The organism is Burkholderia sp. MSMB1498 (assembly GCF_001526245.1).
Lineage (GTDB): Bacteria > Pseudomonadota > Gammaproteobacteria > Burkholderiales > Burkholderiaceae > Burkholderia > Burkholderia savannae.
In genome coordinates this window covers 171,999-194,656 of sequence record NZ_LOYJ01000101.1, presented here as the reverse complement: position 1 = coordinate 194,656, position 22,658 = coordinate 171,999, and the positions used below count along the sequence as shown (strand labels likewise).

The 22,658-nt window shown below is 69.0% G+C and carries 16 protein-coding genes and 3 pseudogenes; 8 read left to right on the top strand and 11 right to left on the bottom strand.

What is annotated here, in order from left to right:
- Positions 1-131: 131 nt before the first annotated feature.
- Together adh and WS91_RS34155 are read left to right on the top strand one after the other, a co-directional pair.
- Positions 132-1,652: an aldehyde dehydrogenase gene (adh, locus tag WS91_RS22405; RefSeq protein WP_038752981.1), complete on the top strand. Its 1,521-nt coding sequence runs from the start codon at positions 132-134 to the stop codon at positions 1,650-1,652.
- 40 nt (positions 1,653-1,692) lie between these two features.
- Positions 1,693-2,136 (top strand): annotated as a pseudogene (locus WS91_RS34155) (LysR substrate-binding domain-containing protein); the annotation flags it as partial.
- A 16-nt stretch (positions 2,137-2,152) separates the two neighbouring features.
- Here WS91_RS34155 and eutC read toward each other — a convergent pair.
- The 3 genes from eutC to eat are packed head-to-tail and all read right to left on the bottom strand — an operon-like array spanning position 2,153 to position 5,805.
- Positions 2,153-2,944 (bottom strand): ethanolamine ammonia-lyase subunit EutC, encoded by a 792-nt coding sequence (gene eutC / locus WS91_RS22400; RefSeq protein WP_038752982.1) that lies wholly within the window; start codon positions 2,942-2,944, stop codon positions 2,153-2,155.
- Positions 2,941-4,338 (bottom strand): ethanolamine ammonia-lyase subunit EutB, encoded by a 1,398-nt coding sequence (locus WS91_RS22395; RefSeq protein WP_038752984.1) that lies wholly within the window; start codon positions 4,336-4,338, stop codon positions 2,941-2,943. The genes eutC and WS91_RS22395 overlap by 4 nt, the downstream gene beginning before the upstream one ends.
- Positions 4,339-4,395: 57 nt before the next feature.
- A complete protein-coding gene (gene eat, locus WS91_RS22390) occupies positions 4,396-5,805 on the bottom strand; it encodes an ethanolamine permease (protein ID WP_038752986.1) in 1,410 nt (469 codons plus the stop codon).
- Between the two features lie 529 nt (positions 5,806-6,334).
- Between eat and WS91_RS22380 the strand changes: the two genes are divergently transcribed.
- Positions 6,335-7,456, top strand: a complete 1,122-nt coding sequence (locus WS91_RS22380) for an acyltransferase family protein (RefSeq protein ID WP_059671040.1) — start codon at positions 6,335-6,337, stop codon at positions 7,454-7,456.
- A 36-nt stretch (positions 7,457-7,492) separates the two neighbouring features.
- Here WS91_RS22380 and WS91_RS37540 read toward each other — a convergent pair.
- Positions 7,493-7,702: pseudogene (locus WS91_RS37540) on the bottom strand (antibiotic biosynthesis monooxygenase); the annotation flags it as partial.
- Positions 7,703-7,745: 43 nt separating this feature from the next.
- Between WS91_RS37540 and WS91_RS38225 the strand changes: the two are divergent.
- Together WS91_RS38225 and WS91_RS38220 are read left to right on the top strand one after the other, a co-directional pair.
- A pseudogene (locus tag WS91_RS38225) lies at positions 7,746-8,084 on the top strand (aminotransferase class I/II-fold pyridoxal phosphate-dependent enzyme); the annotation flags it as partial.
- A gap of 85 nt (positions 8,085-8,169) precedes the next feature.
- On the top strand, positions 8,170-8,421 hold the full coding sequence (locus WS91_RS38220) for a hypothetical protein (protein ID WP_442854596.1): 252 nt from the start codon (positions 8,170-8,172) through the stop codon (positions 8,419-8,421).
- A 133-nt stretch (positions 8,422-8,554) separates the two neighbouring features.
- Here the strand turns inward: WS91_RS38220 and WS91_RS22370 are convergent, their stop codons facing one another.
- The 3 genes from WS91_RS22370 to WS91_RS22360 form a co-directional block, all read right to left on the bottom strand.
- Positions 8,555-10,018 (bottom strand): mechanosensitive ion channel, encoded by a 1,464-nt coding sequence (locus WS91_RS22370; RefSeq protein WP_038752990.1) that lies wholly within the window; start codon positions 10,016-10,018, stop codon positions 8,555-8,557.
- Between the two features lie 907 nt (positions 10,019-10,925).
- On the bottom strand, positions 10,926-11,312 hold the full coding sequence (locus tag WS91_RS22365) for a zinc ribbon domain-containing protein (RefSeq protein WP_038752992.1): 387 nt from the start codon (positions 11,310-11,312) through the stop codon (positions 10,926-10,928).
- A gap of 12 nt (positions 11,313-11,324) precedes the next feature.
- A complete protein-coding gene (locus WS91_RS22360) occupies positions 11,325-13,904 on the bottom strand; it encodes a heavy metal translocating P-type ATPase (RefSeq protein ID WP_442854979.1) in 2,580 nt (859 codons plus the stop codon).
- Between the two features lie 277 nt (positions 13,905-14,181).
- Between WS91_RS22360 and cadR the strand changes: the two genes are divergently transcribed.
- On the top strand, positions 14,182-14,613 hold the full coding sequence (gene cadR / locus WS91_RS22355) for a Cd(II)/Pb(II)-responsive transcriptional regulator (RefSeq protein ID WP_038752994.1): 432 nt from the start codon (positions 14,182-14,184) through the stop codon (positions 14,611-14,613).
- 103 nt (positions 14,614-14,716) lie between these two features.
- Entirely contained in the window at positions 14,717-15,337 is a 621-nt protein-coding gene (locus WS91_RS22350) for a PadR family transcriptional regulator (RefSeq protein WP_059645350.1), read from the top strand.
- 451 nt (positions 15,338-15,788) lie between these two features.
- Here the strand turns inward: WS91_RS22350 and WS91_RS22345 are convergent, their stop codons facing one another.
- The 4 genes from WS91_RS22345 to WS91_RS22330 all read right to left on the bottom strand — a co-directional run bounded on the left by WS91_RS22345 (position 15,789) and on the right by WS91_RS22330 (position 20,876).
- Positions 15,789-17,249, bottom strand: coding sequence for an FAD-binding oxidoreductase (locus tag WS91_RS22345; RefSeq protein WP_059671111.1), 1,461 nt, complete (start codon positions 17,247-17,249; stop codon positions 15,789-15,791).
- A gap of 259 nt (positions 17,250-17,508) precedes the next feature.
- On the bottom strand, positions 17,509-18,303 hold the full coding sequence (locus WS91_RS22340) for an ABC transporter substrate-binding protein (protein ID WP_038750205.1): 795 nt from the start codon (positions 18,301-18,303) through the stop codon (positions 17,509-17,511).
- Between the two features lie 68 nt (positions 18,304-18,371).
- Positions 18,372-19,526 carry a pyridoxal phosphate-dependent aminotransferase gene (locus WS91_RS22335; RefSeq protein WP_059671039.1) on the bottom strand — a complete coding sequence of 385 codons (1,155 nt, stop codon included), beginning with the start codon at positions 19,524-19,526 and terminating at the stop codon, positions 18,372-18,374.
- A gap of 666 nt (positions 19,527-20,192) precedes the next feature.
- A complete protein-coding gene (locus WS91_RS22330; protein ID WP_059671110.1) occupies positions 20,193-20,876 on the bottom strand; it encodes a TetR/AcrR family transcriptional regulator in 684 nt (227 codons plus the stop codon).
- Positions 20,877-20,922: 46 nt separating this feature from the next.
- On the opposite strand from WS91_RS22330, the gene WS91_RS22325 reads away from it, so the two are divergent.
- Positions 20,923-22,563, top strand: coding sequence for an acyl-CoA dehydrogenase family protein (locus WS91_RS22325; RefSeq protein ID WP_059671038.1), 1,641 nt, complete (start codon positions 20,923-20,925; stop codon positions 22,561-22,563).
- Positions 22,564-22,658 lie beyond the last annotated feature (95 nt).

Below are 22,658 nucleotides of genomic sequence, written 5' to 3'. Positions count from 1 at the left end.
GCCCACGCGCCGGGCCCCGCGCCGGCGCGCCGATGCACCGTCTCATGGCCCGCTGGCACGGTTTTGGCGTAAGGAGGCGCGTCGCGCACGTCGCGCGGCGCATCACCGATACCGACATGCGAGGAGCAACGATGAATCACGCGGACATGCAACACCTGAACATCGAATTTCCGTACCGCAAGCAATACGGGAATTTCATCGGCGGCGAATGGGTCGCCCCGGTCGGCGGCGAGTATTTCGACAACGTCTCGCCCGTCACCGGCCAGCCGTTCACCGCGATCCCTCGCTCGCGCGAAGCCGACATCGAGCGCGCACTCGACGCCGCGCACGCGGCGAAGGCGGGCTGGGCCGCGACGGGCGCGGCCGAGCGCGCGAACGTGCTGCTCAAGATCGCCGACCGGATGGAGGCGAACCTCACGCGTCTCGCGGTGGCCGAGACGATCGACAACGGCAAGCCGCTGCGCGAGACCACCGCGGCCGACGTGCCGCTCGCAATCGACCACTTCCGCTACTTCGCGGGCTGCATCCGTGCGCAGGAAGGCTCGATCGCCGACATCGGCGGCGACATGGTCGCCTATCACTTCCACGAGCCGCTCGGCGTCGTCGGCCAGATCATCCCGTGGAACTTTCCGCTGCTGATGGCCGCGTGGAAGCTCGCGCCCGCGCTCGCGGCCGGCAACTGCGTCGTGCTGAAGCCGGCCGAGCAGACGCCCGCGTCGATCCTCGTGTTCGCCGAGCTGGTTCAGGATCTGCTGCCGCCCGGCGTGCTCAACATCGTCAACGGCTTCGGGCTCGAGGCGGGCAAGCCGCTCGCGTCGAGCAAGCGAATCTCGAAGATCGCGTTCACGGGCGAGACGTCGACAGGCCGCCTCATCATGCAGTACGCGAGCGAGAACCTGATCCCCGTCACGCTCGAGCTCGGCGGCAAGAGCCCGAACATCTTCTTCGCCGACGTGATGGACCGCGACGACGGCTACTTCGACAAGGCGCTCGAAGGCTTCGCGATGTTCGCGCTGAATCAGGGCGAGGTGTGCACGTGCCCGTCGCGCGCGCTCGTCGAGGAGAGCATTTACGAGCGCTTCATGGAGCGCGCGTTGAAGCGCGTCGAATCGATCAAGCAGGGCCATCCGCTCGACTCGCAGACGATGATCGGCGCGCAGGCGTCGGCCGAGCAGCTCGAGAAGATCCTGTCGTACATCGACATCGGCCGCAACGAAGGCGCGCAGTGCCTGACGGGCGGCGAGCGCAACGTGCTCGGCGGCGAGCTCGCCGAAGGCTATTACGTGAAGCCGACCGTGTTCCGCGGCCACAACAAGATGCGCATCTTCCAGGAAGAGATCTTCGGGCCGGTGCTCGCGGTGACGACGTTCAAGACCGAGGACGAAGCGCTCGAGATCGCGAACGACACGCTCTACGGCCTGGGCGCCGGCGTCTGGACGCGCGACGGCAACCGCGCGTACCGCGTCGGCCGCGGCATCCAGGCGGGCCGCGTGTGGACGAACTGCTATCACGCGTATCCGGCGCACGCGGCGTTCGGCGGCTACAAGCAATCGGGCATCGGCCGCGAGACGCACAAGATGATGCTCGATCACTATCAGCAGACGAAGAACCTGCTCGTCAGCTACAGCGAAAAGCCGCTCGGGTTCTTCTGATCCCGCCCGCGGGCAGCGGCGCGCGCCGGTTGCGCGTGATCGCTATCGGTTTCTGCTGCCCGCGTTGCCGGAATTCAAGCGCCGCTATCCGGAAATCGAGCTGGATCTCGACTTCCGGGCTTCAACGATTGGCTCGTCGACATCGCCGAAGGCGGCTTCGACGCGGTGATCCGAAGCGGCGCGCTCCGCGATTCGGGCCCGATGTCGCGCCGCCTCGGGCCGTTGCGCCTTCTGCGGTGCGCATCGCCCGCGTACGTCGCGCAAGCCGGCGCGCCGCGCACGCTGCGCGACCCGACGCGCACGGATGCGTGCGCTACGCTTTCCGACGACGGGCAAGCTGCAACCGTGGGCGCTGCTGCCGGACGGCGGCGAACCACCGAACCTGCGCGCCGCGATGACGTGCAACGACATGGAAGCGCTGCGCGCCGCGGTGACGGCGGGTTTCGGGATCGGCTACAGGCCGGGCTTCCTCGCGCGCGACGCGCGCGCCGCCGTCGCGCCTACTCCGCCGCCAGACGCTCCGCTTCCGCCCGCGCCGCCGGCAACAACGCATCGCTGTCGTCCTTGAGCCCGACGCCCGTCAGCCCGAGCCGCCGCGCGTGCGTCAGCAGATAGTGCAGCTTGTGCGCGGCCGCGTCGTGCGGCAGCCCCTCGGCGCGCACGTTCGAGATGCAGTTGCGCTGCGCGTCGTGGCAACCGACCTTCGGCGCGTACGTCAGATACACGCCGAGGCTGTCCGGCGAGCTCAGGCCCGGCCGCTCGCCGATCAGCATCGCGACGAGGCGCGCGCCGAGCAGCTCGCCGATCTCGTCGCCGAGCGCGACGCGCGCCTGCCGCGCGACGACGACCGGCCCGATCCGCCAGCCGTCGAGCTTCGGCCGCACCGCGCTCAGGAGCGGCAGCGCCTGCTTCGCGGCCGCGAACGCCGACAGCCCGTCGCCGATCACGAACACGACGTCGGGCGCGTCGCCGAGCGACGCGCGGTGCGCGGCGAGCAGCGCGCGGCTGTCGTCCGACAGCTTGCGGCCGAGATCCGGCCGGCGCAGGTAATGCTGCCGATCCGGCGCGGCGCTCTGCACGCCGAGCGTCGGCAGGCCGGCCGCTTCGATATCGCGCCGCAGCGCGTCGGCGTCGAGCGGCTGGTGAACGGCGTCGCGCGCCTGCGCATGCGACAGGTTGAACGCGAGCAGCGGCGCGGTCGGCAGGCTGTTACCCGCGCGGCCGAGCGCGATCCGCGCGTTCGTGAACGACTTCAGTTGCCCCCACGGGTTCTTTTCGACCGCGTCGCTCATGCGGAAAGCCCCATCCAGTCGTTCGCGCCGGCGAGCAGCGGCACGCGCGTCGACGCCGCGCGCAGCGCGCCGTGCGCGTCCGCGATCTCCATCGTCTCCAGCCATTCCTCGAACTCGGGCGCGCGGCGCAGGCCGAGCACCTCGCGCACGTACAGCTGATCGTGAAACGACGTGCTCTGATAGTTGAGCATCACGTCGTCCGCGCCGGGAATGCCCATGATGAAGTTGATGCCCGCCGCGCCGAGCAACGTCAGCAGGTTGTCCATGTCGTCCTGATCGGCTTCCGCGTGGTTCGTATAGCAGATGTCGCAGCCCATCGGCACGCCGAGCAGCTTGCCGCAGAAGTGATCCTCGAGCCCTGCGCGAATGATCTGCTTGCCGTCGTACAGGTATTCGGGCCCGATGAAGCCGACCACCGTGTTGACGAGAAACGGCTCGAACGCGCGCGCGACCGCATACGCGCGCACCTCGCAGGTCTGCTGATCCACGCCGTGATGCGCGTTCGCCGACAGCGCGCTGCCCTGGCCCGTCTCGAAGTACATCAGGTTGTCGCCGACCGTGCCGCGCTTCAACGCAAGCGCCGCTTCGCGCGCCTCGCCGAGCAGCGCAAGCGAAATGCCGAAGCTCGCGTTCGCCTTCTCGGTGCCCGCGATCGACTGGAACACGAGATCGACGGGCGCGCCCTTTTCGATCGCCGCGATCGTGTTCGTCACGTGCGTGAGCACGCACGACTGCGTCGGCACGCGGTAGCGCTCGCGAAACGCGTCGATCATCGCGAGCAGCTTCGTGATCGCGGCGAGGCTGTCGGTCGCCGGATTGATGCCGATCATCGCGTCGCCGCAGCCGTACATCAGGCCGTCGAGCATCGACGCGGCGATCCCCTTCACGTCGTCGGTCGGATGGTTCGGCTGCAGCCGCACCGACATCCGCCCCGGCAGCCCGACGGTGTTCCGAAAGCGCGTGACGACGCGGCGCTTCCTCGCCGCCGCGATCAGATCCTGGTTGCGCATCAGCTTCGACACCGCCGCGACCATCTCCGGCGTGAGGCCGGGCGCGATGCGTTCGAGCGCGGCCGCGTCCGCCGCGCTCGACAGCAGCCAGTTGCGGAAATCGCCGACCGTCAGGTGCGAAATCTCGGCGAACGCGTCGCGCGAATGCGTGTCGACGACGAGGCGCGTCACCTCGTCGTCCTCGTAAGGGATCACGGCCTCGTTCAGGAACGCGGCGAGAGGCACGCTCGCGAGCGCCATCTTCGCGGCGACGCGCTCCTCCTCGGTCGCGGCCGCGACGCCCGCGAGCTGGTCGCCGGAACGCAAAGGGCTCGCCTTCGCGAGCAGCGTTTTCAGGTCCGCGAAGCGGTAGGTGCGCGAACCGATCGTCTCCGTATATCGCATCTGGACTCCTTGTCGTAACGGCCGCGCGCCGCCCCCCGGCGCGCGGCGCGCGCGTGGCTACTCCTCGAGCAGCGCGTCGGCGGGCGCGGCCGCGCGCTGCGCGCGCGTCGCGAGGAAGTAGCCGTACCCGAGCGCGACGAACGCGACGAAGATCGACGCGACGAGCGCGTTGAAGTACACCATCGTGCCGAGGCACACGAGCGCCGCGACGAGCGCGAACGCCGGAAAAAACGGATACAGCGGCGCGCGGAACGGGCGCTCCATCTTCGGCTGCACGCGGCGCAGCTTGAACAGCGCGGCCATGCTGACGATGTACATCACGATAGCGCCGAACACGGACATCGTCACGATATTCGCGGTGAGCGTCTGGCCGCCGAACTGAATCAGCTCGTCGCTGTAGATCGCGACGATGCCGACCACGCCGCCCGCGAGGATCGCGCGGTAAGGCGTCTTGAAGCGCGGATGCACCTTCGCGAGCCATTCGGGCAGGTAGCCTTCGCGGGCAAGCGCGAAGATCTGGCGCGAATAGCCGAGGATGATTCCGTGAAACGACGCGACGAGGCCGAACAGGCCGAGCCACACGAGCATGTGCATCCAGCCGCTGTTCGCGCCGACGATGTACTTCATCGCCTGCGGCAGCGGATCGTTGATGTTCGCGAGCTTGGTCCAGTCGCCCGCGCCGCCCGCGAACACCATCACGCCGATCGCCAGCAGCACGAGCGTCAGGATGCCGGCCACGTACGCGATCGGAATCGAGCGCTTCGGGTTCTTCGCCTCCTCGGCCGCCATCGCAACGCCCTCGATCGCGAGGAAGAACCAGATCGCGAACGGAATCGCCGCGAACATTCCGTGGAACGCCCCCACGCTGAAGTGATCCGCGCCCGCCCAGCCGCCCTTCACGAAATTGCTCCACGCGAAGCCCGGCGACACGACGCCCATGAACACGAGCAGCTCGAAGATCGCGAGCAGCGTGACGACGAGCTCGAACGTCGCCGCGATCTGCACGCCGACGATGTTGAGCGCCATGAACACGAGGTACGCGCCCATCGCCGCGTGCTTCGGCTCGAGGCCGGGAAACTGCACGTGCAGGTACGCGCCGATCGCGAGCGCGATCGCGGGCGGCGCGAACACGAACTCGACGAGCGTCGCGACGCCCGCGAGATAGCCACCAGCCGGACCGAACGCTCGCCGCGCGTACGCGAACGGGCCGCCCGCGTGCGGAATCGACGTGGTGAGCTCGGTGAAGCTGAAGATGAACGTGGTGTACATCGCGGCGACGAACAGCGCGGTGACGACGAATCCGAGCGTACCCGCGCTCGCCCAGCCGTAGCTCCAGCCGAAGTACTCGCCGGAAATCACGAGGCCGACCGCGATTCCCCACAGCTGCCACGTGCCGAGCGTCGGTTGAAGCGCCGGGCGCGCTGCGCCGCCGCCCGCGACGGGGCGGCCATTCGATTCTGTCTGCATGAATCTCTCCTCGAAGGCGGCGGAGCCCGGCGCCGAGATAGGCCCGCCCCGCAACTGAGAATCGATGCTAGTGAGTCATTATTCGACGTGTTATCGAAAATCGGCAAACGTCCGCGCTTTCATTTCGCATACGGAAATGTTTCCGGCGGCCGGCCCGAGCTCGCGCGCGGCGCGGCGGCGTGCGGATCGCATCGCCGAGCGGCGCGCGCATCGGTCGGCGCGTTGCGGCGCCGCGGCGAGCCGCGCATGCGATGCGTGCGAATCGTGCGAATCGCGCGGCGCATTCGGCGGGCGCGCGACGCACGAAACGGCGTCGCGTCGCGCGGCGCGCATGGGCGTGCGCCATCCGCAAGTCGCGTGCGCCGCTCGCCCGTGCGCGCCGCACGACGCGACAGCGAACTTGTGTCGCCCGGCACACAGTTCTCCGCCGCGCCAGCCCCTACATTGGGCGCACGCAGTGAGCGTCCCGCGTGTCCCCTTCGGGCGGCGCGCGGCCCTCCCACGTTCGACCATTCCAATCATTCAGACCATGCGGGATTCCTATCTCGATACCGCTCGGGGCGCGGGCATCATCCTCGTCGTGTACGGCCACGTGCTGCGCGGCCTGTTCGCCGCAGGCCTCGTGCCGGCCGGCTGGCCGAGCACCCTGCTCGCCGCGACCGACTACGTGATCTACACGTTCCACATGCCGCTCTTCTTTCTGCTGTCGGGGCTGCACGTGCCGAACTCGCTGCAGCGCGCGAGCGATGGCTTCGTGCTCGCGAAGCTGCGCACGATCGTCTATCCGTACTTCGTCTGGTCGCTGCTGCAAGGCGCTGTGCAGATCGCGCTGTCGTCGCGCGGCATGAATCACGCGTTCACGCCGAACGACCTGCTCGCGATCGGCTGGCGGCCGTTCGGCCAGTTCTGGTTCCTCTACGCGCTCTTCGTCTGCATGCTGGTTGCGTGGGGATGGTCGAAGGTCGCGCCGGTCGTGCGCGTACGCGGCGGCGAGCGCGCCGAGCGGTCGCGCGCGCCGCTCGCCGCGCTCGCCGCGCTCGCGATCGGCGGGCTCGCCGTCGTCGCGTTCGCCGCCGGCTCGCCGACGCGATGGGGCATCGTGTCGATGACGCTCACGTACTTCCCGTTCTTCGCGCTCGGCATGCTGATCGGCGACAAGCTGCCCGCGCTCGTCGAACGCGCATCGAACGGGCTCGCGCTCGCGGCCATCGCCGTCACGTTCGCGGCGGCGGCCGCGTTCGCGCACCGCTTCGGCGAGCCGGACAGCATCTGGGCCGTGCCCGCCGCGCTCGCGGGCAGCGCGCTCGTGCTGCTGCTCGCCTATCGCGCGACGCCGCGCGGCGCGGCGATGTCGCATCGGCTCGCGCATCGCCCGTCGTGGCTCGAAAATGTCGGCTTCGCATCGATGCCGATCTATCTCGCGCATATCCTCGCGACGGCCGCGACGCGCATCGCGCTTGTCAGGCTCGGCGTCGTCGACGTCGATGCGCAGCTCGCGCTCGGCACGCTCGCGGGCATCGCCGGCCCGATGCTGTTCTACGCGCTCGTGCTGCGCGCGGGAATGGCCCGGCTCGTCGGCTTCCCGCCGCTGCCGGCCGGCTATGCGGCGCGGCCGGAGAAGAGCCGCATCGGCAGCGCGGACGCGGCTTGATCGCCGGCACGATCGCGAGCGACGCCAACCGATTCGGCTTCGCCGCGAATCCGGCGCGAGATGCGCAAACGAGCCGCCGCCGTACGCGCGCTCGACCTTCGGCACGACGACGTGATAGCCGTCATGCCACTTGCGAAACCGGCGTTTCGCGTCGAGATGCTCGTGATGCGTCGCGAACGCGCGCAGCGTCGCTTCGTCCCGCCGGTGGCAGCTCGCGTTGAACAACGAGCCGTCGGCCGAGCGGAACCTCGATCTCGACCGTGTCGACGCGCTCTGCAGAAAGCACCCGGTGCGCGCGGTCTACGCGGTGCCGACACGGCGCAACCCGCTCGGCTCCGTGATGTCCGCGTCGAGCCGCGCGCGTCTTGCCGAGCTCGCCGAACGTCACGATCTGCCGGCGATCGAGGACGGCGCCTATGCGTTTCTCGCCGAGCCCGCGCGTAAACCGGTGTTCGCCCATGCGCCCGATCGCACGGTCTACGTGTCGGGGCTGCCGAAGAGCGTCGCGTCGGGCCTGAGATTCGGCTTCGTCGCCGCGCCGGAGCGCCTCGTGCCGGCGCTCGGGCGCACGATTCGCGTGTCGACGTGGAATACGCCGTCGCTGACGGTTGCGCTGGCATGTGCCAGTGGATCGAAGGCGGAATCGTCGACTCGCTCGAGGATCGCAAGCGCAAGGATGCGATGCGCGGCGCCGGCAGACGCTCGCGCGCCGAATGCGAGACGGCGACGCCGTCTCGCATTCGGCTTCGTACTATCTGCGGCCCGCGATGCCCGAAGCGTTGCGCGCGGACCAGGTCGCGGCGGCGCTCGAGCGCGACGGCGTGCCCGTGACGACGGCCGAGCCGTTCTCGAGTGCGCCGGGCACGCCGAGCGCGCCGCACGCGCGGCGGATCGCGCTCGGCTCGGTTATGCCGGAATCGCTCGAAGGCGCGTTACGCAAGGTCCGGCGCGCCGTGCTGGGTTGACGCGCGCCGCAACGCCTCATGCGCGAGCGGCGAGCGCGGGACGCTCGCGGCCCGATCCCGTCGACGCCGCGAAAGCGACAAAGACAGCGCGCGGGCGATCGTCGCGCGATTCGCCCGCGCGCCGCCCGCGGCATCACTCCTGCTTGCCGCGCTGATTGAACCAGCGATCGAGCAGCTTGCCCGCCGCTTCGCGGCCGCCGAGGCCGAACGACAGCGCAACCGCAACCGCGATCGCGCCGAGCACGAGGCCGAACGCGAGCTGCACGATCTCGTTTGCGATGCCCATCGCGCGCAGCCCCATTGCGAACACGAGGCCGAGGATCGCGAACTGCGCGATGCGCGACAGAAGCCGGCTGTGCTCGTTGTCGGCCTGCTCGATCACGCGGCGCGCGAGGCCCGCGAGCCAGAAGCCGATCACGAGGATCACGCCGCCCGTCAGCACGTGCCCGCCGAATTCGATGAAGAGCGTGACGACGTCGCGCACCTGCGTGAAGCCGAGCCGGTTCGCGGCTTCCACCGCCGCGAACAGCATCGCGAAGAAGACGATCAGCCGGCCGGCGAGCACCGACGGCTGCAGCATCCCGGAGAACACGCGCCCGACGCCGAGAATCGCGGGCAGGCCGTCGACGCCCGCGGCGACGAGCAGCTTCTGCACCAGCGCGCCGACGAAGCGCGCGACGTAAAACGTGACGAGCAGGATCACGATGGCCGCGACGATGTCGGGCACCGCGTTGAGGAACTGGCCGAGCAGGTCGGTCGCGGGCCGCGAGATCGCCTCGATCTTCAGCGCGTCGAGCGCGGAGATCAGCGTCGGCACGAACACGAAGATGAACACGACCGTGCCGATGAGGCTCGAGATCTTCACGGGCGTCGGGCTGTCGACGCTTTGCGTGAGCCTGTCGGCGCCCGCCGCGACGAGCAGGTTCGTGACGAGCCCGCGCAGGATGCGCGCGACGAGCCAGCCGACGAAGCCGATCACGGCCGCGGCGAACACGTTCGGCACGATCGCGAGGATCTTGTCGATCATCCCTTGCACGGGCGACAGGAGGCCGTTGAGATCGAACGCGGCGAGGATCGCCGGAATAAACATCAGGATCACGAGCCAGAACAGCACGTCGCCGAGATACGAGCTCATCGGCCGCATCCCGGCCGTCTCCGACAGCTTGCTGTCGATCTTGCTCGCCTTCAGCGTCTTGTCGGCCAAGCTGCGCAAGAGCGACGCGATCAGCCACGCGACGAGCGTGAGCGCCCCGCCGCCGAGCAGGTTCGGCAGATAGTTGATGATCTTCGTGACGAGAAGCGAGAACGGATTCGAGATCGCGTAGAGATTCAGCACGTTGAAGATGCCGACCGCGGTCACGAGCAGGATGAGCCAGAACAGGCCGCCCGCGATGATGCTCTCCACCTGCGCGCCCTGGCCCGTGCTTTCGGCGATGCGCGCATCGACTTTCAGCGCGCTCAGCAGGCGGCGCACGCCCGCGCGGACGATCACGGCGATCAGCCAGCCGATGATCAGGATGCCGAGCGCGCCCGCGATCTTGGGCAGATAAACGCCGAGCGTGCTCTGCATCGACGTCAGGAAACTGGATGAATCCATATGTGCTCTCCCGAAAAGCGTGATGTTGCGTTGGACCTCGACGAACAACCTGCGGACTCCGAAGAAAAAACGGGCTCCGCAGCCGGCGACCTTACACGGGGAACGATGACGGCTTCAATCGTGCTTCACTGTACTCGAACTTTAATCTAAGGGAACGATCCTGCTGATAAAAATCGCATGTCGAGATGGCGTGGCGATGCATGGCGTGCGCTCGCGCAATGAAGCGGGCGCGATAGCCGCGTGGTCGGCACGATCCGTTGGCGGAATGAAGGCCGCGCGCGGCGCGCATTCTCGCCGGCATGTTGCAAGCATGAAACGGACCGGGCGATTGCTGGAAGAATGTGAACCGATGCGCGTGCGCCGCGATTTGCCGCCGCGCCGCGTCGACGCGAAAGGCCTCTGTTCGTTAGGCGCGCCAGGCGCGGGAATTGCAGGGCGATTCGACGCGTCGGGTAGCGGTTGCGGTCCTGCGCGCATCGCGCGGACACGCCAACGACATTTGCGCGGCATCGGCGCGCCGTCGTGTGAATGAAGGGTTCGCGTCGTTCGTCTGCGCGCCGGGGCGCGAGCGTATCGGCAGGTATGCGCGCCGTGACTGCGATTGCGATTGCATCTGCATCTGCATCTGCATCTGCGTCTGCATCTACGTCTACGTCTGCGTCTGCGTCTGCGTCTGCGGTTGCGGTTGCGGTTGCGGTTGCGGTTGCGGTTGCGGTTGCCATCGCGAATATGACAACGCCGCGCCGAATGCCGCGATGCCTCTGCTCCCGGCGCGCGCCTCGACTCGATTGCGTCGATTCGCACGCGAAGCGCGAAAGCCGCCGCGCACGCGGCTTCCGGTTTGCTTGGCCGCGCTTCGGAGCGTGCCGGCCAGTCAGCGGGCGGCCGGCCCGACGCCGGCCGCCGATCACGCTCGCGCCTGCGAGACGGCGGCCCCGCATTGCGGGCAGAAGCGCGCGGACGCATCGAGCAACGCGCGGCAAGCGCCGCACGCGGCCGGCGCTTGCGATGCGCCGCACTGCGCGCAGAACTTCGCATCCGCGCCGTTGATCGCGCCGCACTTCGCGCACGCGGCGCTCTGCACGGGCAAGCCGGCTTCGCGGCGAGACGAAACGCCGTCGCGCCCCCAGCCGTCTTGGCGCCGCGCATCCTGCCGGCCCCAACCGTGGCCGCCGTGACTTCCGTGGCCGCTGCCATGGCCACGCCCGTCACCGCCCATCCCGCCGCCGTGATGGTCGCGACTGCCGCCATTTCCGTGATGCCCTGCGCCGACGATCCGCTTGAGCCAATCCATTGCCGCCTCCGTTCATTGACCGCGGCGCAGCAGCCGCAAGCCGTTGCCGACGACGATGAGGCTCGCGCCCGCGTCGGCGAACACCGCCATCCACATCGTGCCCATTCCCGCGATCGTCAGCCCGACGAACACCGCCTTCACGACGAGCGCGAACGCGATGTTCTGCACGAGCACGCGATGCGTCGCGCGCGACAGCCGCACGAACGCCGGGATCTTGCGCAGGTCGTCGTCCATCAGCGCGACGTCGGCCGTCTCGATCGCGGTGTCGGTGCCCATCGCGCCCATCGCGAAGCCGATGTCGGCGCGCGCGAGCGCCGGCGCGTCGTTGATCCCGTCGCCGACCATCCCGACCGCATGGCCGCCCGCCGCGAGCTCGTCGACGACGGCGAGCTTGTCCTGCGGCAGCTGGTTGCCGCGCGCGTCGTCGATGCCGACCTGCTGCGCGATCGCTTCCGCCGTGTGCGGGTTGTCGCCCGTCAGCATCGCGGTCTTGATGCCGAGCGCGTGCAAGTCGGCGATTGCGGCGCGGCTCGTGTCCTTCACCGTGTCGGCCACCGCGAAGAGGCCGAGCACGCGCGTGCCGTCGATCAGCATCACGACCGTCTTGCCCTGCCGCTCGAGCTCGTCGAGGCGCGCCTCGAGCGCGGGCGTGCAGCACTCGAGCTCTTCGACGAGGCGGTGATTGCCGAGCCAGTACGGCGCGCCGTCGATGTTGCCGCGCACGCCGCGGCCGGGAATCGCCTCGAAGCCGGCGACGTCGAGGAACGACGCGCCGTTTGCGCGACCGGCATCGCTCGCGCCGGCATCGGCCGCGACCGCCGCCGCGACCGCCTGCGAAACCGGGTGGTCCGAACGCGCGGCGAGGCTCGCGGCGAGCCGCCGCACGTGCGCGACGTCGACGTCGGCCGCGCGCATCTCGAAATCGGTCTGCACCGGCTTGCCGCGCGTGATCGTGCCCGTCTTGTCGAGCGCGAGCCACGCGAGCCGGCGCCCCTGCTCGAGATATACGCCGCCCTTCACGAGGATGCCGCGCCGCGCGGCCGCGGCGAGCCCCGAGACGATCGTCACGGGCGTCGAGATCACGAGCGCGCACGGGCACGCGATCACGAGCAGCACGAGCGCGCGATAAATCCAGTCGCGCCACGCGCCGTCGAACACGAGCGGCGGCGCGATCGCGACGACGAGCGCGATCGCGAACACGATCGGCGTGTAGATGCGCGCAAAGGTGTCGACGAAGCGCTGCGTCGGCGCCTTCGCGCCCTGCGCCTCCTCGACCGCATGGATGATCCGCGCGAGCGTCGTGTTGCTCGCGACCGCCGTCACGCGATACTCGAACGAGCCGGCCTCGTTGATCGTGCCCGCGTACACCGGATCGCCCGCGCCTTTCTCGACGGGCAGGCTTTCGCCCGTGATCGGCGCCTGGTTGACGGTCGAGCGGCCGGCGACGATTTCGCCGTCGAGGCCGATCCGCTCGCCGGGCTTCACGCGCACGACCGCGCCGAGCGCGACCTGCGCGGCCTCGACGGCCGCCCACGTGCCGTCGGGCTGCTTCACGGTCGCGGTGTCGGGCGCGAGCCGCATCAGGCTCTGGATCGCGTTGCGCGCGCGATCGAGCGAGCGCGCCTCGATCAGCTCGGCGACGGTGAAGAGCACCATCACCATCGCGGCCTCGGGCCATTGGCCGATCGCCATCGCGCCCGTCACCGCGATGCTCATCAGCGCGTTGATGTTCAGGTTGCCGTTCGTGAGCGCGATCCAGCCCTTGCGATACGTGCCGAGGCCGCAGGCCGCGACCGCCGCGAGCGCGAGCGCGGCGGCAAGCCACACGGGCAACTGCAGCCACGTGGCCGCCTCCGACGCGGCCGCCGCGACGCCCGCGACCGCGAGCGGCCACCACGGCCGCGGCGCTTCGGCCGGCGCGGCCGACGACGAACGGCCGGCTGCGCCGTTATCCGCCTGCTCGGGCGTCATGCCGAGCGAGCGGATCGCGCGGGCGATGCCGGCTTCCGCGCCCGGCGCGTGCTCGACCGTCAGCATCCGCTGCATCAGATTGAATTCGAGCGCCGCGACTTCCGCCATTCCGCCGAGCTTCTTGCGGATCAGCGTCTCCTCGGTCGGGCAGTCCATCTGCATGATCCGGAACGCCGAACGCACGCGGCCGTCGGCGGCCGTTTGCGCGCCGGGCAGCGGCGCGAATGCGACCGGGGCGGGCGCGCAGCAGGCGGCGCCGGCGTGGTCGTGGTCGTGGTCGTGGTCGTGGTCGTGCGAATGATCGCCGCCGGCGTGCGGGCCGTGATCATGGCCGCGACCGCACGAATCATGAGCGCGCGATCCGGATTCCCGGCTTGCATCCAAGTCGATGCCGCCGCGCCGATGATCGTGAGAACAACAACCGTCCGCATGCGGCCGAGCCTGGCCGTCGCCACGAAGCAGCGCTTCGCTGGTCGCTGGGGCCTGCGCCTCGCGCCGATCGGCGCGGTGATCGTGCTCGCGGGAATCGGCGTCGGCATGCGCATGGCCGTCGGCGTGATCGTGCGCGCAACCCGCATGCCGCGCATCGGCTTGGCGGCCTGAATCGGTTGCGCTCGTCAGCTCGCGTTCGTGCGCATGCCCGCTCCGGCCTTCTACGCGCGCCGCGTCGTTCCGGGCTTCGCTCCGCGCGCCGCATTCATGCGCATCCGAGTGCGCTTCGGCGCGCGACGGCTCGCGCACGTCGTGCGAATGCGCGCGAACGTGTTCGGATTCGAGCGTACGCGGCCGGTCTTCGGCCCGAGTGGCCTCGGTCATGGCAACCTCCTCAGTAACTGACGGTGTACAGTTAACACCCTGAAGTCACTACAAGGTCAACCCTTTTTGTAAGGAGATTCGAATGAAGATCGGCGAACTGGCGAAAGCGGCGCGATGCACGCCCGAGACGATTCGTTTCTATGAAAAAGAGGGGCTGATGCCCGACGCGGAACGGACCGACTCCAACTACCGCAGCTACACCGACGCGCACGTCGAGCGGCTGCGCTTCATTCGCAACTGCCGCGCGCTCGACATGACGCACGACGAGATCCGCGCGCTGCTGCGCTTCACCGACGATCCGGCGGACCGCTGCGATTCGGTCAACGCGCTGCTCGACGAACACATCGGCCACGTCAACACGCGCCTCGCCGAGCTCCAGCACCTGCGCGCGCAGCTGATCGAATTGCGCGAGCGGTGCCAGGGCGAGCACGCGGTCGAGGACTGCGGGATCGTGCATGGGCTCGCGACGATGGAAACGCCGGACATGCCGGGCAAGCGCTCGCACGTCGGCTGACGCGCTGCGCCCGCCGCCGCTCCTTTGGCCGTGGGCATTACGCAGCTTGCGTTAATTTATATCTAGTCATAATATTACTAGAAATTAATTAACTATTCATGGTATGGCTCGATACTCACCGCTGGCGCTCGTCGTACTCGCGATGCTCACCGAAGCGCCGATGCACGCGTACCGAATCCAGCAGCTCGTGAAGCTGCGCGGCAAGGACGAGGTGGTCAACGTCAAGCAGCGCAATAGCCTTTATCAGACGATCGAGCGCCTGCAACGCGACGCGCTGATCGCCGTGCGCGAAACCGAGCGCGACGGCGCGTTCCCGGAGCGCACCGTCTACGAAATCACCAGCGCCGGCCGCGACACCGCGCGCATGTGGCTGCGCGAGCAGCTCGCTCAGCCGGCGCGCGAATATCCGTCGTTTCCGGCTGCGCTGTCGGTGCTGCCGCTGCTGTCCGCCGACGATGCGCGCCGCCACTTCGAAGCGCGCGCCGCCGCGCTCGAGGCCGAACTGGCTCGTCTCGACGAAGCGCACGACGCCGCGCTCGCGATGCAGATCCCACGGCTGTTCCTGCTCGACGGCGAACTCATGCGGGTGACGCTGGAAGCCGAGCTCGAATGGGTGCGCCGCGTCGTCGAGCATCTGAAGGTCGGCGCGCTCACATGGAGCGAAGCGTGGCTGCGCGAGGTCGCCGCCCGGTTTGCGCAGGCGGATGCGTCGGATTCGGAATGAGCGGACCGGGCGCCGACGGGGAACCGGGTGAGAGGCGCGCCATTCGCTGCAGGCGATGCCGCCATGGCGGCTGTTGGGCGTTGGGCCCGCCATGTTCGGCTGGTGACGTTCCGGTTGTGACGCTCGGCCTGTCACGCGCTGCTCGCTGCGTTCGATCTGCGTGACTTGGCGTTTTGGCGGTTGGCGTTTTGGCGGTTGGCGTTTTGGCGGTTGGCGTTTTGGCGTTTTGGCGTTTTGGCGTTTTGGCGGTTGGCGTGCGGCGTGCGGCGTGCGGCGTGCGGCGTGCGGCGTGCGGCGTGCGGCGTGCGGCAGCGATGATACGAAAGATCGCTGCGCCCGCAACGACGATCACGATCGCGAAGGCGCCCACCATCGGCTGCAACGCGGGCCAGCGCCGCGCCCTCAGGCGGAAGACGCTCGCACACACGGGGCAACGCCTGCCCCGATCGCGCTACAACACCTTCCCGGGATTCAGAATCCCGAGCGGATCGAGCGCGGCCTTCATCGCCCGCATCACGCCGATCTCGGCCGCACTGCGCGAATACGCGAGAAACGGCCGCTTGTGCACACCGATCCCGTGCTCGGCCGATATCGATCCGCCCATTTCACGCACGACCCCGTAGACGGCGCGCTCGACGCTATCCGCGCCATGCGCGGGCAGATCGGCGAGCGACACGCCGACGTGCACGTTGCCGTCGCCGACATGCCCGAAGCACAGACACACCGCATGCGGCCAACGCGCGCGCAGCGCGGCGTTGCAACGTTCGGCGAACGCGTCGAGTTCCGCGACCGGCAGGCTCACGTCGAAATTGAGCAGATGCGGCAGCGCATCGATCGCGAGCCCTTCGCGCAGCGTCCACATATCGCGCGCCTGCCGCTCCGACGCGGCGAGCGCCGCATCGGTCACGAGGCCGGCGTCGAAGCATGCGCCGAGGCATTGCTCGAGCGCGTCGCGCGCGTCGGCATGCGCGCCGCTCGCCGCGCATTCGATCAGGATGACGAAATCGCCGTCCGCGCCGAACGGCGCGGTCAAGCCCAGCGTGTTCTCGGCAACGTAGCGATAGAACGCCGGCCACATCGCCTCGAAGCTGACGACGCCCGGCAGCGCCGCGCGCACGTCGCGCCAGAGCCGCACGAGCGTGCCGTAATCGGGCACTCGACACAGCGCCGTCGCGTGCCGCGCGAGCGGCGGATGCAGCCTCAGCACCGCGCGCGTGACGATGCCGAGCGTGCCTTCGCTTCCGATGAAGAGCTGCTTCACGTCGTAGCCGGCATTGTTCTTCAGCACCTTGTTCAGCGACGTGACGATCGTCCCATCCGCCAGCACGGCTTCGATGCCGAGCGTCTGCTCGCGCATCATTCCGAAGCGGATCGCGCGCGTGCCACCCGCGTTGGTCGCGAGCATGCCGCCGATCTGGCACGAGCCGCGTGCGCCGAGATCGACGCCGAACGCGAAACCCGCCGCGTCCGCCGCTTCCTGAACCGCTTGCAGCGTCGTGCCCGCGCGCACGGTCATCGTGCCGGCCGCCGCGTCGATCTCCTCGATTCCGGCGAAGCGCTCCATCGAGAGCACGACTTCGCCGCCGAGCGCGACGCCGCCGCCCGCGAGCCCCGTCAAGCCGCCCTGCGGCACGACCGGCTGCCGCAGCCGCGTGCAAAGCGCGAGCGCGCGCGACACGTCGTCGACGCAGGCCGGCCGCACGAGCGCGAGCGGGCGGACGCCGGGCGCTTCGTCATACGCGGTGAAATAGCGCGGCTCGATCGCGGCCGAGCGCGTGACGAGCGCGGCGCCGAGTTCGTCGACGAGCGCTGATTCGATCGCGTGCGCGCGAGCGGCAGCTTCGGTGGTTTCGGTGGTTTCGGTGGTTTCGGTGGCTTCGGTGGCTTCGGTGGCTTCAGCGGCTTCGGCCATCTCCGCGGCAGCGGCAATCGCAACGCTTGCCGCTGCGCGCAGCGCCCCGCCGCTCACGCCGGCGCCCGCGCTTGCGCTGGATGCCGCGCCGATTCGACATGCATCGGATAACGAAACGGCTGTAGCTGTAATCGATACATCCGGCGCGACGCCGGCAGCAACGCCATCGCCATTGCCATCGCCCGCCGCATCGGCACCGATCGCATCCGCGCCGGCCGACGAATCGCGCGTCGCCCGCTCGCTCATCGCGCCGCCTCCGTCACTTCGTCGAGATGTCGATGTCGCCGAAATACTTCCGGCCGAGCGCCTTCACGGTGCCGTCCGCTTTCAGCTTGTCGATCGCGGCGTTCAGGCGCGTCTTCAGCGCATCGTCGCCCTTGCGCAGCCCGAATGCGATGCCGCCGCCGAGAATCTTGTCGTCGCGCACCGGCTGCCCGACGAACGCGAAACCCTTCGCATCCGGCCGCGACAGGAACCCGCGCTGCCCCGCCGGCGCAAGCACGAGCGTGCCGTCGAGGCGGCCCGCGGTGAGATCCGCGTACGCCTGGTTCTGGTCCTGATACGCGACGATCCGCACGCCCGAGCCCGCCCAGTGCGCATTCGCGTACGCCTCCTGGATCGAGCCCTGCAACACGCCGATCCGCTTGCCCTTCAACGATTCCGGCGCCGGCGCGAGGCCGCTGTCCGCACGCGCGATCAGCTGCGTCGGCACGCGGTAGATCACCGTCGTGAAGTCGATCGCCTGACGGCGCTGGTCGGTCGCGTTCATCGCCGAGTTGATCGCGTCGAACTTGCGCCCCTGCAGCGCGGGAATCAGCCCGTCGAACGACGTCTCGACCCACTTGCACGCGAGCTTCGCCTCCTTGCAGACGGCGTTGCCGACGTCGATGTCGAAGCCCTGCAGCTCGCCGTTCGCCGCCTTCGATTCGAACGGCGGGTATTGCGCTTCGAGACCGAAGCGCAGCGTTTGCGAAGCCTCGGCGCGCGCCGCGCCGCAGCCCGCGACGACGCCCAACGCGCATGCGAGCGCCAGCCAGATTTGCAGTCGTTTCATCGATGATTCTCCTTGAGGTCGGGATCTTGTCCGGTCGGGGTCTCGCCCGGTCGCGCGCGCCGCGCGCGTCAGAGGCTGCGCAGACGGCGCGCGCCTTCGATCAGCGTCGCGTCGTCCTTCGAAAAACTGAGGCGGATGCAGCCGGTGTTCGCGCCGTCCGCGTAGAACGCGGACAGCGGGATCGTCGCGACGCGCGCGTCGCGAATCGCGCGCAGCACGAAATCGGCGTCGGACTCGCCGGAAAAATGCCGAAAGCGCGCGAGCATGAAGAACGAGCCCTCGCTCGGCAGCAGCTCGAAACGCGAGCCGGCAAGCTCGCGCACGAGCAGGTCGCGCTTGCGCTCGTAGAACGCGCCGAGTTCGAGATAGCTCGACGGCTCGGCGAGCGCGTCGGCGAACGCGTGCTGCATCGGCGTGTCGGCCGCGAACGTCATGAACTGGTGCACCTTGCGCAGCTCGCGCGTGAGCTCGACGGGCGCGAGGCAATAGCCGACGCGCCAGCCCGTCACGTGATACGACTTGCCGAACGACGACACGATCACGCTGCGCTCGGCGAGCGCGCGATGACGCGCCATGCTGTGATGGCGCGCGCCGTCGAACACGACGTGTTCGTACACCTCGTCGGACAGGATCACGATGTCGGTGCCCTCGGTGAGCTGCGCGAGGCACGCGATGTCGGCGTCGCCGAAGATCGTCGCGGTCGGGTTGTGCGGCGTGTTGACGATCAGCATCCGTGTGCGCGGCGTGATTTTGGCGGCCACTTCGTCCCAGTTCACGCGAAAGCGCTCGGGCGAGAGACTGATCGCGACGGGCGTTGCGCCCTGCAGGCGCACGATCGGCGCGTAGCTGTCGAACGACGGCTCGAAGTAGATCACCTCGTCGCCCGGATGCACGAGCGCGCTGATCGTCGCGTAGAGCCCCTCGCTCGCGCTCGCGACGACGGTAATTTCGGATTCCGGATCGTAGCGCGCGCCGTACAGGCGCTCCGTCTTGACCGCGAGCGCCTCGCGCAGCGCGGCGACGCCCGCCATCGGCGCGTACTGGTTGTGTCCGTCGCGCATCGCGCGCGCGACGCGCTCGACGAGCGCCGGATCGGGCGCGAAATTCGGCGCGCCCTGCGACAGATTCAGCGCCTGGTGCTCGGCGGCGAGCTGGCCGATGACCGTGAAGATCGTCGTGCCGACGTCGTGCAGCTTCGAACGGGGCGCGGCGGCGCTCTGCATGGCTCCTCCTCGTTTCGTGGACAGGCGCGCCGGCCGTTGCCGATGCGCGGGGTAACGGTGCCGATTTGGCCCGAGCCAATATCCGGCGACAATCGAAAGTTCGTCATGGAAGGCATGACGAAAACTCATGCATTGGATTGATGGCGGAGGCTGGACGCGAGGAACGGCTCGATTGCTCCGTGCGGCCGGAGCGCCGCCGAGGGCCTTCGGGCGGAAGATGCGGGCGGTTGGCGAGCAGCAGTCTCGGTAATAGGGTCGAAACTTTCGATGGATCGATGGATCGATGGATCGATGGATCGATGGATCGATGGATCGATGGATCGATGGATCGGCGGATCGGCGGATCGGCGGATCGGCGGATCGGCGGGTCAGCAGGTCAGCAGGTCAGCAGGTCAGCAGGTCAGCAGGTCAGCAGGTCGGCAGGTCGGCGGATTGTCCATTCAGCCGCTCGGCCATCCAGCAGCCCGACGGTTCAATGGCCCGGAAGTTGAACGACAGACAGCGCAACAAAACAACCGGGAAATTCGCAGATCGAGGCAAACATTCACCCAGCGAGAGACTTCGCAAAACCCGCCGAAATCGCCCAATCGCCCGCCGCCGCGCACCACGCCCGATGCCGCTCGTCGGAGCGGCATCGGCAACACATCCCGCTCATCCGGCAGCCGCCTACCCCGCCGCCTCGTCATCGGCCTCGGCCGCGAGATACGCGTCCACCGCCCGATGCAGCTCGCCGCGCAACTGCGCGACGTCGACATCCGCCCCTTGCGTGAGCAGCGACTGCGACACCCACCCGTAGCACAGCGCATGCACGACGCGCGCCGCCACGCCGAGCCGCGCTTCAGCCGGCGCATCGCTCGCGCCGGCGAGCGCATCGCGCCACAGCGCGACGTAGTCGTCGTAATGCCGGCGATACGCGTCGATCGGCGAGACCTTGCGCTCGAGCGTGAACATCGCGGCCCACACCCGCGCGTCCTGCTCGAGCGCATCGATCTGCGCGTCGACGAGCGCGGCCGCGATCGCCCGGCGGCGCGCGCCGCGCCGCGTATCGACGACGCCCCGCATCCGCGTCGCGATCGTCTTCACGTAATGATGGATCGTGAGCGCGGCGAGACTCTCCTTGTCGCCGAAATACTCGTAGAACGTGCCGACGCTCACGCCTGCAACCGCGGCGATCTCGCGGATCGTCGCCTTCGCGTAGCCGCGCTCGAGCAAAACCTGAACAAACGCCTGCTGCAGCGCCTCCGAGCTCGCGTGCGCGCGACGCTGCCGCGGACGGCGGCGCAAGGCCGGCTGCGGCTGAGCGATCGACCGCTCGTCGGGCGCGGAAACCTGAACATGTCGCGAAGTCATCTTTGCTAACCTGATCGAGCCGAACAACAACACGGAGACGCCCATCATGGCCTGGTCGACCCACGAGGTGAGCAACCAGTTCGACGAATTGACCGACTATAACCTCTTCGCGACCGACGCCGCGCTGGGTGAAATGCTCGAACGCGCGGGCGCGTCGTGGGCCGCGCCGCGGCTCGGCGCATACGGCGCGCGGCTCGGCGCGCGCGACACCGCGCAACAGGCCGAGGACGCGAACCGCCACGCTCCGGAGCTGAACGCGTTCGATCGCCGCGGCCGCCGGATCGACCGCGTCGATTTCCACCCGAGCTGGCACGCGCTCCTCGGCCTCTATCGCGAGCAGGGCCTGATCTCGCTTGCGTTGCGCGAATCGCGCGCGGGCCGCTGGGCGGCGAACGCGGCGGGCTTCTATCTGCACGGCCAGATCGAGGCGGGCACGCTGTGTCCGGCGACGATGACGCAGGCGAGCATCCCGGTCCTCCGGAAAGAGCCCGCGCTGTGGGCGCAATTGAAAGACAAGCTCTACAGCGACGTCCACGACCCCCGCGACGTGCCGATCGACGCGAAGCAGTCGATCTTGATCGGCATGGGGATGACCGAAAAGCAGGGCGGCTCGGATGTGCGCGCGAACACGACGATCGCGGTGCCCGTCGGCGCGGGCGGCCGCGGCGGCGACTATCTGCTGCGCGGCCACAAATGGTTCTTCTCCGCGCCGATGTGCGATGCGCACCTTGTCGTCGCGCGCACCGAATCGGGCGGCCCGTCGTGCTTCTACGTGCCGCGCTGGCGGCCGGACGGCACGAAGAACGCGGTGCTGATCCAGCGCCTGAAGAACAAGGTCGGCAACCGCAGCAACTCGAGCAGCGAGATCGAGCTCGGCGACGCGTGGGGCGTGATGCTCGGCGAGGAAGGCCGCGGCATTCCGACGATCATCGAAATGGCGACCTACACGCGCCTGAACTGCGTGCTCGGCAGCGCGGCGATCCTGCGCCAGGGGCTCGTGCAGGCGATCGCGTACACGCGGCAGCGTCACGCGTTCGGCCGCGCGCTCGCCGAGCAGCCGCTGATGCGCGCGGTGCTCGCCGATCTCGCGCTCGAAAGCGAAGCGGCGCTCGCGCTCGCGATGCGGCTCGCGCAGGCGTTCGAGCGCGACGAGCACGCGTGGACGCGCATCGTCACGCCGGCCGCGAAATTCTGGGTCTGCAAGCGTGCGGTCGAGGCCGCGGGCGAAGTGATGGAAGTATTCGGCGGCAACGGCTATGTCGACGACGGCCCGATCGCGCGGCTGTTCCGCGAGGCGCCCGTCAATTCGATCTGGGAAGGCTCGGGCAACGTGATGTGCCTCGACGTGATGCGCGCGATCGCGCGCGAGCCCGACGCGGCGCACGTGCTCGTCGACGAGCTGCACGCGCTCGGCGGCCGCGATGCGCGGATTCGCGCGGAGCTCGACGCGCTGCGCGCGCTGCTCGGCACGCCGCCCGACGCGCTCGAAGCGCTCGGCCGCGTGCTCGCGCAACGCATCGCGCTCGTCGCGCAGGCGTGTCTCCTGCTCGACGTGGCGCCCGCCTTCGTCAGCGACGGCTTCATCGCGACTCGCTTCGGCGAGCCGGCCTGGGGCCGCGTGACCGGCGCGCTCGATTCGCGCCGCGTGGACGTCGCCGCGCTGCTGCAACGCGCATACGCCGCGTGAGTGTGTGAGTGTGTGAGTGTGTGAGTGTGTGAGCCTGTGAGCCTGTGAGCCTGTGAGCCTGTGACCGTGCAACCGTGCGACCGTGCGCGGCGCGC

Bases quoted from the DNA above. Each gene is read 5' to 3' on its own strand.
- eutC (WP_038752982.1), bottom strand. From the start codon at position 2,944: ATGAGCGACGCGGTCGAAAAGAACCCGTGGGGGCAACTGAAGTCGTTC.
- WS91_RS22365 (WP_038752992.1), bottom strand. From the start codon at position 11,312: ATGGATTGGCTCAAGCGGATCGTCGGCGCAGGGCATCACGGAAATGGC.
- WS91_RS22340 (WP_038750205.1), bottom strand. From the start codon at position 18,303: ATGAAACGACTGCAAATCTGGCTGGCGCTCGCATGCGCGTTGGGCGTC.
- WS91_RS22395 (WP_038752984.1), bottom strand. From the start codon at position 4,338: ATGCGATATACGGAGACGATCGGTTCGCGCACCTACCGCTTCGCGGAC.
- WS91_RS22325 (WP_059671038.1), top strand. From the start codon at position 20,923: ATGGCCTGGTCGACCCACGAGGTGAGCAACCAGTTCGACGAATTGACC.
- WS91_RS22350 (WP_059645350.1), top strand. From the start codon at position 14,717: ATGGCTCGATACTCACCGCTGGCGCTCGTCGTACTCGCGATGCTCACC.
- WS91_RS38220 (WP_442854596.1), top strand. From the start codon at position 8,170: ATGCGAGACGGCGACGCCGTCTCGCATTCGGCTTCGTACTATCTGCGG.
- WS91_RS22345 (WP_059671111.1), bottom strand. From the start codon at position 17,249: ATGGCCGAAGCCGCTGAAGCCACCGAAGCCACCGAAGCCACCGAAACC.
- WS91_RS22370 (WP_038752990.1), bottom strand. From the start codon at position 10,018: ATGGATTCATCCAGTTTCCTGACGTCGATGCAGAGCACGCTCGGCGTT.
- WS91_RS22335 (WP_059671039.1), bottom strand. From the start codon at position 19,526: ATGCAGAGCGCCGCCGCGCCCCGTTCGAAGCTGCACGACGTCGGCACG.
- cadR (WP_038752994.1), top strand. From the start codon at position 14,182: ATGAAGATCGGCGAACTGGCGAAAGCGGCGCGATGCACGCCCGAGACG.
- WS91_RS22330 (WP_059671110.1), bottom strand. From the start codon at position 20,876: ATGACTTCGCGACATGTTCAGGTTTCCGCGCCCGACGAGCGGTCGATC.
- adh (WP_038752981.1), top strand. From the start codon at position 132: ATGAATCACGCGGACATGCAACACCTGAACATCGAATTTCCGTACCGC.
- eat (WP_038752986.1), bottom strand. From the start codon at position 5,805: ATGCAGACAGAATCGAATGGCCGCCCCGTCGCGGGCGGCGGCGCAGCG.
- WS91_RS22380 (WP_059671040.1), top strand. From the start codon at position 6,335: ATGCGGGATTCCTATCTCGATACCGCTCGGGGCGCGGGCATCATCCTC.